The sequence below is a fragment of the Streptomyces scopuliridis RB72 genome (assembly GCF_000718095.1).
GTDB lineage: Bacteria > Actinomycetota > Actinomycetes > Streptomycetales > Streptomycetaceae > Streptomyces > Streptomyces scopuliridis.
Genome location: NZ_JOEI01000031.1, coordinates 73,760 through 85,180 on the forward strand (window position 1 = coordinate 73,760; position 11,421 = coordinate 85,180).

Annotated in this window: 8 protein-coding genes and 1 tRNA gene; 3 read left to right on the top strand and 6 right to left on the bottom strand. The window is 70.0% G+C overall.

The window, feature by feature from the left end:
- Positions 1-73 precede the first annotated feature (73 nt).
- Together IF11_RS42460 and IF11_RS0130680 are read right to left on the bottom strand one after the other, a co-directional pair.
- On the bottom strand, positions 74-1,786 hold the full coding sequence (locus IF11_RS42460; RefSeq protein ID WP_244888267.1) for an SPFH domain-containing protein: 1,713 nt from the start codon (positions 1,784-1,786) through the stop codon (positions 74-76).
- An 11-nt stretch (positions 1,787-1,797) separates the two neighbouring features.
- Entirely contained in the window at positions 1,798-3,186 is a 1,389-nt protein-coding gene (locus IF11_RS0130680; RefSeq protein WP_030355041.1) for a peptidoglycan-binding protein, read from the bottom strand.
- A 193-nt stretch (positions 3,187-3,379) separates the two neighbouring features.
- Between IF11_RS0130680 and IF11_RS0130685 the strand changes: the two genes are divergently transcribed.
- The 3 genes from IF11_RS0130685 to glxA all read left to right on the top strand — a co-directional run bounded on the left by IF11_RS0130685 (position 3,380) and on the right by glxA (position 7,954).
- Positions 3,380-3,453 (top strand) — tRNA-Lys (locus IF11_RS0130685).
- 554 nt (positions 3,454-4,007) lie between these two features.
- Positions 4,008-6,005: a glycosyltransferase family 2 protein gene (locus IF11_RS0130690; protein WP_030355042.1), complete on the top strand. Its 1,998-nt coding sequence runs from the start codon at positions 4,008-4,010 to the stop codon at positions 6,003-6,005.
- On the top strand, positions 6,002-7,954 hold the full coding sequence (gene glxA, locus IF11_RS0130695; RefSeq protein ID WP_030355043.1) for a radical copper oxidase GlxA: 1,953 nt from the start codon (positions 6,002-6,004) through the stop codon (positions 7,952-7,954). The genes IF11_RS0130690 and glxA overlap by 4 nt, the downstream gene beginning before the upstream one ends.
- Before the next feature lie 113 nt (positions 7,955-8,067).
- On the opposite strand, the gene IF11_RS0130700 is transcribed toward glxA, so the two are convergent.
- The 4 genes from IF11_RS0130700 to IF11_RS0130715 all read right to left on the bottom strand — a co-directional run bounded on the left by IF11_RS0130700 (position 8,068) and on the right by IF11_RS0130715 (position 11,394).
- Positions 8,068-9,114: a glycoside hydrolase family 6 protein gene (locus IF11_RS0130700; protein ID WP_030355044.1), complete on the bottom strand. Its 1,047-nt coding sequence runs from the start codon at positions 9,112-9,114 to the stop codon at positions 8,068-8,070.
- A gap of 128 nt (positions 9,115-9,242) precedes the next feature.
- Positions 9,243-9,923 (bottom strand): class F sortase, encoded by a 681-nt coding sequence (locus tag IF11_RS0130705; protein ID WP_030355045.1) that lies wholly within the window; start codon positions 9,921-9,923, stop codon positions 9,243-9,245.
- A 1-nt stretch (position 9,924) separates the two neighbouring features.
- Positions 9,925-10,521: a hypothetical protein gene (locus tag IF11_RS0130710; protein ID WP_030355046.1), complete on the bottom strand. Its 597-nt coding sequence runs from the start codon at positions 10,519-10,521 to the stop codon at positions 9,925-9,927.
- Positions 10,522-10,614: 93 nt separating this feature from the next.
- Positions 10,615-11,394, bottom strand: a complete 780-nt coding sequence (locus tag IF11_RS0130715) for an HAD-IIA family hydrolase (RefSeq protein ID WP_030355047.1) — start codon at positions 11,392-11,394, stop codon at positions 10,615-10,617.
- Positions 11,395-11,421: the final 27 nt, after the last annotated feature.

Here is an 11,421-nt window from a genome sequence, read left to right on the forward strand (position 1 = left end):
CTAGAGTATGGACAGAACTTGACCGTGTCCATAACAAGTACGGGCCAGGTCCAGACCAATTACAGCCAGCCGGTCACCATTTCTCCGCGGCCCCCTGGCGGCCCGTGTAGAACGCGACGGTGAGGTCCTTGACCAACGCCTTGCGCTCGTAGTCGTCCAGCTCCACCAGTCCCCGCGAGGTGAGCCGGTTCACGGTGTCGTGCACCGCGTCGACCACCGAGGTCAGCACGGTGTCCCGGTGCTTGGCGTCGATCGCCGCGATCCGGCTGCGCTGCATCGCCGCCGAGACCTCCGGCGCGTACTCGATCCGGGTCGGCTGCGCCGAGAAGACATCGACGCCGACCGGCCGGCACTCCGCCGACAGCATCCTGGTCAGAGCGTCGCCGACGGCCTCGGCGTTGCGCAGCGGCGGCGCCTCGTCGTGGAACGCGTCGGCCGGCAGCTGCGAGAGGACCCGCGCCATCGCCGCCTCCACCTGCTCCCGCAGATACTCCTCGTGGTCCGGGACGCCGAGCGCCGCGCGTACGGTGTCCCGCACCCGCCAGACCACCAGCACGACGACCCGCAGCGCGGTCCCGTTCGAGTCCACCGCCGGCATCGGCTCGCTGCGCCAGTGCCGCAGCCGTACGTCCACCCGGCGGCGCAGCAGCAGCGGGCTCACCCACAGCAGTCCCGTACGGCGCACGCTCCCCCGGTAGTCACCGAAGAGCGTCAGCACCCACGCCTGGCCGACCCGGCTCCGGCCGAGCCCGCCGAAGGCGAAGAGCATGACCGTCACCCCCACCATGAGCGCGGCCCACTGGACGAGTCCGATGCCGTGGTAGGGACGCCAGGGCAGCCCGAGGATCTTGGACGCCTTGTCCGGTACGGCACCGGTCGACCACACCACCGCCGCGCAGGCGATGAGTGCCACGCACCCGACGAGGGCGGCGGCCCAACCCGGCAGGACCGGCCCCGGCCGCTCGGCGAGCCTGGGGTCCGCGGGCGGCGCCGCGCGCGTCGGCACGGCGGGCATGGGCGCGGGGCCCGGCACCCGGCGGACCCGGGGCTGCTCCCCGGTCCCCCAGCGCCGTCCGACGACGGTGGGCCTGACGGGGGGTCCGGCGGTGCGGCCGGTGGCGTGTCCGGCGGTTTCGAGCGCGTCGGCCTCGTCCCGGAAGAGCAGATGGACGGGGATCTCCTGGGTGCTCTCGCCCACGATGAGCGGGCTCCACCGGGGAGTCCCGCCGGTACCGGCCGGGCGGCCCGCCGCACCGCCCACGGTACGTACGAACGGAGCGGCCCCCGCGCCGGGCGCCTGGGCACCGAAGGCCGCGAGGACCGGGCGGGCGGCGTATGTGTCCTCGCCGCCGGGACCGGCGACGGGACCAGCGACGGGGCCGGTCGCGATGGGCGCGCTCATGGGGTCGGCGGGAGCGGGTTCGGCGTGAGGGGGTACGTCGTGAGCGGGATCATCCTTCCCGAAGAACACGGGCTCCGAACAGCGGGCGTGATCGCCACCGCCGTCGCCTCTACCGTCGCCTCCGCCATCGTCGGGAGCCGGGAACGAGGGCGGAGGCTCCGGCACGAGCTCAGCCGTGTCCTCAAGCGCCGGCTCGACCGCCGGCTCGGTCACCTGCTGGGGCATCCGCTCGGACTCGGGCCCGGGATCAGGCCGGGGCTCGGGCTGGAGCTGGGGCTCGGGCTCGGGCTCGGGTGCGTGTTCCACCGGCGGCGGTGTGCGCCGTACCGTGAACACGCCCCTCAGCTCGTCCTCGTCGTCATTCGGCCGCCAAGTCGTCGTCATCCTTGCCTCCGTCATGCGAAGAGTCGCCGCCAGGTTTCCGGACCGGGGTAGCCGTTGGCCGCGCTGCCGCGCCAGCCCTGGGCGCGCTGGAACGCCTCAACGTTGCGCCGGTCGGCCTCGGTCCAGAGCCGGCCCGGACCCGAGGTGTAGTGCTTGCCGAAGCCCTTTCTCACCAGTTGCCTGCCGAGCTGCTCGACATGGACGCTGGACTGGCCCGGCCGGAAGAACCGGACGCCCGGGAACGCCGCCGCCTTCCCCGTACCGCTCCCGTTCCCGCCGCCGACGGAACCGCTGCCGCCGGGGCCGACGGAGCCGCCGGGGCGCCCGCCCGCTCCCCCGGCCGGGATGTTCTTGCCCAGGCCCTTCACCAGCAGGCGCCAGGTCCCGGGCCCCGGCGTGCCGTCCGCCTCGGCGCCCCGCCAGCCCTGCGCGAGCTGGAACGCCCGGGTGGCCCGCCGGTCCGCCTCGCCCCACTGGGGTCCGGGGCCCTGGCTGTAGAAACGCTTGCCGCCCCGCTGGATCAGCAGCCGCCCGAGCCGGGTGACATGCGCGTTGCGCGCGCCGGGCCCGAAGGAGCGCGCCCCCGGGTACGCCGCCGACGTCCCGGCCCCCTTGCCCGTGGCCGAGTTCGGCGCCTTGCCTTCCGATACCTCGGTCAGTCCCTTGTAGCGGTAGGGCACATAGCGGTCGGGGTTGCTCCAGTACCCCACCGGCGTGGACTCCATACGCGCATGCGGCTTGGTCTGCTCGTAGGCCACGTAGTAGGAGTGCGTGTAGTCGGTCCAGCCGCCGAAGAGCGTGACGTGCGACCCCTTGTTGGGGTCGGCCGGATTATGGAAGAGCAGCATGTCCCCGGGCTCCAGCTCGTCCCGCGAGATCCGTACGCCGAAATCCGCGAGGCTGCCCGTCCACTCGTTGTCGGAGAGGTTCCAGGCCATCGACACATAGCCGGAGCAGTCCTGGCGGTACCCGTCCGACCAGTACTTCTCCATGCTGTACGGCACCTGCGCCTGCACCCACCGCTTGGCGCGGTTGATGATGTCGGCCCGGGTGGTCGCGCGCAGTTCGCCCGGCGGCTTGCTCGCCCCGGGGCCGGGCAGTGGCCGCCCGTGCAGGGGGCCGCTGCCGCCCTGCGGGGTGCCCGGATTCGGATCGACGGAGGTTCCGGTCGCCGTACCGGACGGCGCGGCGGCCCCTGCCGTGTCGGCGCCCGCACCCGTCGCGCCCAGCGCGACCCCCGCGGCGGTCATCAGCACCAGCGCGCGCCGGGCACCGTGCGCGGCCGGATGACCACCGGCCCGCACCGGCAGCCCTCTGGCCAGATCGCGCCGGTGCTCGGCGCATCCCGCACAGGGGCAGTCGGGAGCGGGCTCGTACTCCTCGAAGACCGGGACGGTCATGCGATCCCCTCCACACTCATCAAGATCTTTGGGCGCGGCCGCACGGGCGCCGACGCGTCAACTGTCCGAAACTGTCAGAACAAATCGCATTTTGACGGATCAAGGGGAAGAAAAGACAATCCGACAGGCCGCAACACCCATCAAATGGTCGGGGCCAACCAAGCCGATCGGGTAGAGTTGGCCAGGTCAGCAGGCGCCGCTAGCTCAGTTGGTTAGAGCAGCTGACTCTTAATCAGCGGGTCCGGGGTTCGAGTCCCTGGCGGCGCACGCACAGTCGAGGCCCCCTCACTTCATGTGAGGGGGCCTCGCTCGTCTCTTCACTCACTCCAGGGGCACGGGCCGCGGCGTACACCGACGCCCCGACCGGTCCGGTCAACTGCACAGGGTCTTCACGTCAGGCACCGCGGGACCGCCAACTGCCCCGGCCGCCCCACGAGCCCGTGAAGTACCGCCTGAGCTGGGAAGTTTCCCGAAACAATACGGTGACACCCCGCGCCGCGCCGCTCACGATACGATTCCTCCGGGGCGGATGCCCCAGGGTTCTTCACACGATCAGACTGACCTTGTGAACGCCAATGGGGCATGCGGTCCGAACAGTTGGCCGCGGTACGAGGGGATGTCCCAGCGGTGGGTCCGGCGGGGGCGGGGGCCCCGTCCGTGCCGGGTGGCCGTGACCGGCGTCATGCAACCGGACGGCCGCCGTTTCCTCTCTATGGGACGGGGACGGCAATTCACGCGTCCGGGGCGATGGTCGAGGGGGACCGTTCCGGATGAATCGATCGACCGATCACGCGACAAGCGTGCGTGCGGGGGGATGGCTCATGACGTCGACGTCAGACGGCGACCAGCGGAACGACGACGTTTCCCGGACCACCCAGCTCCGGATTCCCTCGCATCTCCGAAGGGGCGGGAGCCGGCAGCGGCCGAAGAAGGACGTCCTGCCGAAGTACGACTACGAGCACTACAGCCGGCTCGCCGGGCCCCTCACCAGGCCCGACCCGGCCAAGCCGTACCGGGTCCAGTACCGTTCGCTGCTCTCGCAGGAGCCGCACCGTATCCGCGCCGCCCTTCTCCTCGGCGCCGCGCCGCTGCTCTCGCTCGGTCTCTTCGTCTGGCTGATGCAGCCGCAGCACTGGACGGAGCGTGACCCGAACCTCAAGAACGACCTGCTGCTCGTCCTCGACATCGTGATGCTCGTCTCGATCGGACTGATCGAGCTGTTCCGTACGATGAACGTCCTCTCGAACGCGCACGCGACGCTGGTGGCGCGCGACCCCATACCCGTCGTGCCCGAGGCCCATACCCGCGTGGCCTTCCTCACCTCCTTCGTACCGGGCAAGGAGCCCCTGGAGATGGTGACGAAGACGCTGGAGGCCGCCGTGAAGATCCGGCACCGCGGGCCCATGCACGTATGGCTGCTGGACGAGGGCGACGACCCCGCCGTCAAGGAGGTCTGCGCCCGCCTCGGCGTGTATCACTTCTCCCGCAAGGGCGTGGCGAAGTGGAACCAGGCCAAGGGCGCGCACCGCGCGAAGACGAAGCACGGCAACTACAACGCCTGGCTGGACGCGCACGGCGACGACTACGAGTTCTTCGCCTCCGTCGACACCGACCACGTACCGATGCCCAACTACCTGGAGCGGATGCTCGGTTACTTCCGCGACCCGGATGTCGGCTTCGTCATCGGCCCGCAGGTCTACGGCAACTACGACACGTTCGTCACCAAGGCCGCCGAGTCGCAGCAGTTCCTCTTCCACGCGCTGATCCAGCGCGCGGGCAACCGCTACGGCGCGCCCATGTTCGTCGGGACGAGCAACGCCGTCCGGATCAGGGCGCTCAAGCAGATCGGCGGTCTGTACGACTCGATCACCGAGGACATGGCGACGGGCTTCGAGATGCACCGCGCCAGGAATCCGCGCACCGGCAAGAAGTGGCGCTCGGTCTACACCCCGGACGTGCTGGCCGTGGGCGAGGGCCCGACCGCCTGGACCGACTTCTTCACCCAGCAGCTGCGCTGGTCGCGGGGGACGTACGAGACGATCCTCAAGCAGTACTGGCGCGGGTACGGCACGCTGCCGCCCGGCAAGCTCTTCAACTACACGATGATGATCATTTTCTACCCGATGTCAGCGCTCAACTGGATCCTGGCGGCGCTGAGTTGCGCGCTGTTCCTGGGGATGGGCGCCTCGGGTGTGCAGATCGACCCGGCGATCTGGATGATGCTGTACGGCAACGCCTCGGCTCTCCAGATCGGTCTCTACATCTGGAACCGCCGGCACAATGTCTCGCCGCACGAGCCCGAGGGCTCCGGCGGGCTGGCCGGTATGGCGATGTCCGCGATGTCCGCGCCGCTGTACGCCCGTTCCCTGATGGACGCGGTCCTGCGGCGCAAGAGCAGCTTCGTGGTGACGCCCAAGGGCGACTCGTCCAGCCCAGACACGCTCTTCGGCACGTTCCGGATCCATCTCTTCTTCATCCTGATCTTCGGCGGATCGCTGGTCTCCTCCTTCTTCTTCGGGCACGACCATCCGGCGATGATCACGTGGGCGACGCTGGCCATGCTGATCACGGCGGCGCCGATCATCGCCTGGCGCTGGGGGATGCGCGAGGAGAAGAAGAAGCGACGGGGACAGTCCGGGCAGCGAGCGCAGCGGGGACAGCGGGGTGCGCACCGGGGTGGCGGCGGTGGCGGTCACGCGCGGCCGGCGGGCGAGGCGCCACCGACCGTGCCGGGGCCCACCGTTCCCGGCTCGGCGCTCCCGCAGGCGACGGCCACCGACCAGACCGTACGTATTTCCCTTGGGGGACATAAGAAATGAGCGCGATACCCGTCCGGCACAACCACCGCAAGAACCGCGCCCGTCGCATCGCGATAGGCGCCGCGGTGATCGTCGCGGTGGCTGGCTTCAACGGACCCGCGCTCTACCGGTTCAGCTCCGAGCAGTACCACGAGTACAAGATCAACCGCCCCGAGTACAAGGCGGAGAACGGCCACTGGGACTTCCTCGACATACCGGCCGACTTCAAGATCAACTCGATCCACGCCTCCTTGCTGCACACCGGCAAGGTGCTGCTGATAGCGGGCTCCGGGAACAACCAGAAGAACTTCGACGCGGGCAAGTTCGAGTCGGTGCTCTGGGACCCGGAGACCAACAAGTACAAGATGATCCCGACGCCCAAGGACATGTTCTGCTCGGGGCACACCCAACTGCCCGACGGGAACCTGCTGGTGGCGGGCGGCACGAAGCGGTACGAGAAGCTCAAGGGCGATGTCACCAAGGCCGGCGGCCTGATGATCGTCCACAACGAGGACCCGGACAAGCCGATCACGCTCCCCGCCGGCACGGTCTTCACCGGCAAGGGGAACGGCAAGACGTTCGTCTCCAAGGACCCCGTCCTGGTCGAGAAGGCGACGAAGATCTTCGACAAGGAGACGGGCGCGTTCCTGCGGACCGAACCGGGTCTGGGCCGTATCTACGTCGAGGCGCGCGAGTCCGGCAAGAAGTACGAGACCGGCACCGAGGACAACTACCGGGTGCACGGCATGAAGGGCTCCGACGCCCGCAATGTCTACGGCATCGCGCAGAAGCTCGCGCTCGACAAGAAGGACTTCCAGGGCATCAGGGAGGCCTTCGAGTTCGATCCGGTCGCGGAGAAGTACATCAAGGTCGACCCGATGAACGAGGCCCGCTGGTACCCGACGCTGACCACGCTCAAGGACGGCAAGGTCCTGGCGATGTCGGGCCTGGACGAGATCGGCCAGATCGTCCCGGGCAAGGACGAGATCTACGACCCGAAGACCAGGAGCTGGGAGTACACCGGGATCATCAGGAAGTTCCCCACCTACCCGGCGGTCTTCCTGATGGACAACGGCAAGCTCTTCTACAGCGGCTCCAACGCGGGTTACGGGCCGGCCGATGTCGGCCGCGACCCGGGGATCTGGGATCTGGAGACGAACAAGTTCGACAAGATCCCGGGGCTGAGCGACCCGGATCAGATGGAGACCTCGGCGACGGTCATGCTGCCGCCCGCGCAGGACCAGAAGTTCATGGTCATCGGCGGCGGCGGGGTCGGTGAGTCCGACAAGTCCAGCGACAAGTCCCGGCTGGTCGATCTGAAGGACCCCGACCCCCGCTTCACGGACGGCCCGACGCTGGAGAAGGGCACCCGCTACCCGAGCGCCTCGCTGCTGCCCGACGACAGTGTGCTGGTCACCGGCGGCTCGGAGGACTACCGGGGGCGCGGCGGCTCGGACGTCCTCCAGGCCAGGATGTACGACCCGAAGTCGTCCACGTACAAGCGGGTGGCCGACCCGGCGGTGGGCCGCAACTACCACTCGGGCTCGGTACTGCTGCCCGACGGCCGCGTCATGATCTTCGGCTCGGACTCGCTCTACGCCGACAAGGCCAACACCAAGCCGGGCGTCTTCGAGCAGCGGATCGAGATCTACACCCCGCCGTACCTCTTCCGCGACTCACGCCCCACGCTGTCGGGCGGCCCCAAGAGCGTCGAGCGCGGCGGCACGGCGGCCTTCAGGACGAAGGACCCGGCGTCGCTCAAGACGGCGAAACTGATGCGCCCGAGCGCGGTCACACATGTCACCGACGTCGAACAGCGGTCGGTGGCACTGGACATGACGAAGACGGCGGACGGCATCGAGGTCACGATCCCGAAGAACAGCGCGCTGGTCCCGCCGGGCCGGTACATGCTGTTCGTCACGGACGAGGAGGGAACGCCCTCGGAGGGCGTGTGGGTGGACATCCCGTAGGGGCGGTTGGCGACTCCCACGACGCGCAAGGTGTCGCGCGGGAGGGGTAGTCGGGGTGGGCCGGAGCGTGTGATGGCGGCCCACACGCCATCAAGCCTTCCGGGCCACCCCGACTACCCCCCGCCGTCGCGCGCCAAGTCCAAGGCGTAGGCCGGGTACCAGTCCCCCGCCTTCGGGCCGCCCTTGCAGTCGCCGTCCGACTCCCCCGGGCGCTTGATCCAGAGGTACGCCTTGACCAGTGGGTCGCCGGTCTTCGTGGTCGGTTGTTCGCCCAGCGCCCGGCCCGGCGGGTTGCACCAGTTCTCACTCGGGTCGCCCTGGGTGTATGGGCCGTTGCCGTTGCGGCTGGTGTCGATCACGAAGGGCTTGTCACCGACCTTCGCGGAGAGTCGCCTGCCGAAGTCCTTGCTCGCCGCCGTCGGGTAGAAGTTGGAGACATTGACCGAGAAGCCGTCCGCCTCGGCGATGCCCGCCCGTTGGAGCGGTTCGAAGAGCGCGTCGGGCGTCTGCCAGCCGGCGTTGCCCGCGTCCAGATAGACCGAGGTCGCCGGCTGCTGCTTGAGCCGCTGGATGGCGCCCTTGAGCAGGTCGTACCGCTCCTCGTGGAACTCGCCGGGGGTGCAGCCGTCCACCAGGTGCAGTACGGCGTCCGGCTCCAGGATCACGGTCGCGCGGCGGTCGCCGATGCCCTTCGCGACCTGGTCGACCCATGCGCGGTACGCGTTGCCGTCCGAGGCGCCGCCCTTGGAGAACTGGCCGCAGTCGCGGTGCGGGATGTTGTAGAGGACGAGCAGCGCGTCGCGGTCGGCCTTCGTCGCCGCTTCCGTGAAGCCCTTGGTCTGTGCCTCAGGGGTGTCGGGGCCGATCCACTCGGCGACCGGCTGTTCGGCGATCTTCCGGATCAGCGCGGCGTTCCCGGTGTCACCCGCGCTGTCGTACGCGGCGACTTGGCGCGCCGCCCTGCCGTCGGGGTTGACCCAGTACGGCGCGTCCGCCTTGGGCCGCTGGCCGATCGGCGCCGGCTTCGTACCGCCATCGCCGCCACCGTCGCCGTCGGACGAACAGCCCGCGAGCAGCAGCACCGCCCCCGCCGCCGCCACACCGGCCCGTACGCGTCCGGCCCCGGCACCACGGCCGCGACCGGTATAACTGCCGTACATTCACTCCCCCTTGGTGCACCGTCACTGTGTCCGGGGCCCGGGGCCGCCCTCCCCCGGCCGCCCCGACCGAGCCGGCCCGGTCGTCGCCAATCCTGGCATACCGGCCCCGGGCCGGGCCGGAATGCCCGTCAGCTGTCGCGCGGCTCGGTCACTCCCGTGAGATACGCCGAGACCACCACATTCGCCGTGTAGGCGCCTGCCTTGCGGTCGAAATTCCCGCCACAGGTGATCAGCCGCAGCTCGGCGCGGGACTTCCTGTGCGGCCCATAGACCTTGTTCGCGTCGAAGCGGTCCCTGCCGAAGACCCGCACATCATCGATGGTGAACTCGGCGATCTTCCCGTCCGCCCTGGTCACCCGGATCTTCGCGCCGGGCCGGGCCGCGCTCAGCCCGTGGAACACGGCCGGTTTCGTCTCGGTGTCGGCATGGCCGACGAAGAGCGCGGCGCCCTCAGCGCCCGGCTGGACCCCGCCGCCGTACCAGCCGACCGCGCGCGGTGTCGCGTACGGCGGCGGGTCGATCGCTCCGGTGTCATCGAGCCCGCGGGCCACGACCGGCGCGTCGATCCCTATCGTCGGCACCTCCACCCGCCGCGGCTCCGCGGGCTCCAGCGGGGTACGGGCCGGTGGCAGCGCCACCCTCAGCGGGCGGCCGACCGCCGCCACATCGCCGGTGGTGAGCGCCGCGGACCGCCCGCCGGGTCCTTCACCGAGGTCGCGGCCCCAGAGCCAGAGCCCCAGCAGCAGGACGGCCCAGGTCACTCCGGCCAGCAGTCTGCCGATGCCCGGGGTCGCGCTCCGGCCGGACATATCAGTCCGAGTCCCGCTCGGAGCGGCGCGACCGCCGAGCGCTCCTGAGCGCCACGGCGACCGCGGCGACGCCCGCCAGGACCAGGCCGATCACCGCGTGCGGCGTCCCGGGACCGGTCGACTCCGCGTCCGCCCGGGTGTTCGTACGTACGTCACGTACGTCACCCACGTCCGCGGCCAGGGGCGCCGCGCCACCGCCGCCCGCCCGGACCGGTGCGACGGGACTGGCGTGGTGATCGGGCCGGTCGGTCCTGGCGTGGGCGACGACATCGAAGCTGCCCGCGCCCGCGTGACCATGGCCGTCACAGCGCACGTCGATCTCGTATCTGCCCGCCTTGACGGAGGGTCCGATCAGCGCGCTGCCGGTGCCGTCCTTCAGCTCCGCCTCGGCGACGAAGATCCGCGACGCGGCGGCGCCCGAACCACTCGCGCACCCCTCGGCCCTGATCTCGATCTCTCCGCCCGGGGCGACGGCGGACGGGGTGACCGTGACCCGTACGGAGTCATGGGCGTGCGCGGCGGCGGCGCCGAGAACGGGCGCGGCCACCAGTACGGCGACCGCCCCCGAAGCACGGAGAGCGAGCAACCTTGAACGCATCGTGAACCTCCTGGTACACGACAGACTCACGCGCGCCGCGGGTTTTCGCATCCGCAGCGCGCGGTCACTCGCTCATACGCCGCACGGACCCACTCAGACGCGGTCGATCAGATCGGCGATCGAGTCGACGATCTTCGACGGACGGAACGGATAGCGGTCGACATCGCCGGGGGTCGTCACACCGGTCAGCACGAGGAAGGTCTCCATCCCGGCCTCCAGACCGGCCAGCACATCGGTGTCCATCCGGTCACCGATCATGGCGCTGGTCTCGGAGTGCGCGCCGATGGCGTTGAGCCCGGTCCGCATCATCAGGGGGTTGGGCTTGCCCGCGAAGTACGGTGCCTTGCCGGTGGCCTTGGTGATCAGCGCGGCGACGGCGCCGGTCGCCGGCAGCGGGCCCTCGGTCGAGGGGCCTGTCTCGTCGGGGTTGGTGCAGATGAACCGCGCTCCGCCGTTGATCAGCCGGATCGCCCGGGTCAGCGCCTCGAAGCTGTACGTACGGGTCTCGCCGAGCACCACATAGTCCGGCTCATGGTCGGTGAGGATATAGCCGATGTCGTGCAGGGCCGTCGTCATCCCGGCCTCGCCGATGACATACGCCGTACCGCCGGGCCGCTGGTCCTCCAGGAACTTGGCGGTGGCGAGCGCCGAGGTCCAGATGTTGTCCACGGGCACATCGAGACCCATCCGGGCCAGCCGGGCCTGGAGATCGCGCGGGGTGTAGATGGAGTTGTTGGTGAGGACGAGGAACGGCTTGCCCGACTCCCGCAGTCGCTTGATGAATTCGGCGGCGCCGGGGATCGGGACCCCCTCATGGATGAGGACGCCGTCCATGTCGGTGAGCCAGGACTCGATCGGCTTGCGCTCTGCCACTGGACTGTTCTCCGCTCTGCGGTGGCC

What these genes read in the sequence shown, in the direction of transcription:
- IF11_RS0130700 (WP_030355044.1), bottom strand. Translation starts at nt 9,114, where the DNA reads ATGTACGGCAGTTATACCGGTCGCGGCCGTGGTGCCGGGGCCGGACGC.
- IF11_RS0130690 (WP_030355042.1), top strand. Translation starts at nt 4,008, where the DNA reads ATGACGTCGACGTCAGACGGCGACCAGCGGAACGACGACGTTTCCCGG.
- IF11_RS0130710 (WP_030355046.1), bottom strand. Translation starts at nt 10,521, where the DNA reads ATGCGTTCAAGGTTGCTCGCTCTCCGTGCTTCGGGGGCGGTCGCCGTA.
- glxA (WP_030355043.1), top strand. Translation starts at nt 6,002, where the DNA reads ATGAGCGCGATACCCGTCCGGCACAACCACCGCAAGAACCGCGCCCGT.
- IF11_RS0130680 (WP_030355041.1), bottom strand. Translation starts at nt 3,186, where the DNA reads ATGACCGTCCCGGTCTTCGAGGAGTACGAGCCCGCTCCCGACTGCCCC.
- IF11_RS42460 (WP_244888267.1), bottom strand. Translation starts at nt 1,786, where the DNA reads ATGACGACGACTTGGCGGCCGAATGACGACGAGGACGAGCTGAGGGGC.
- IF11_RS0130705 (WP_030355045.1), bottom strand. Translation starts at nt 9,923, where the DNA reads ATGTCCGGCCGGAGCGCGACCCCGGGCATCGGCAGACTGCTGGCCGGA.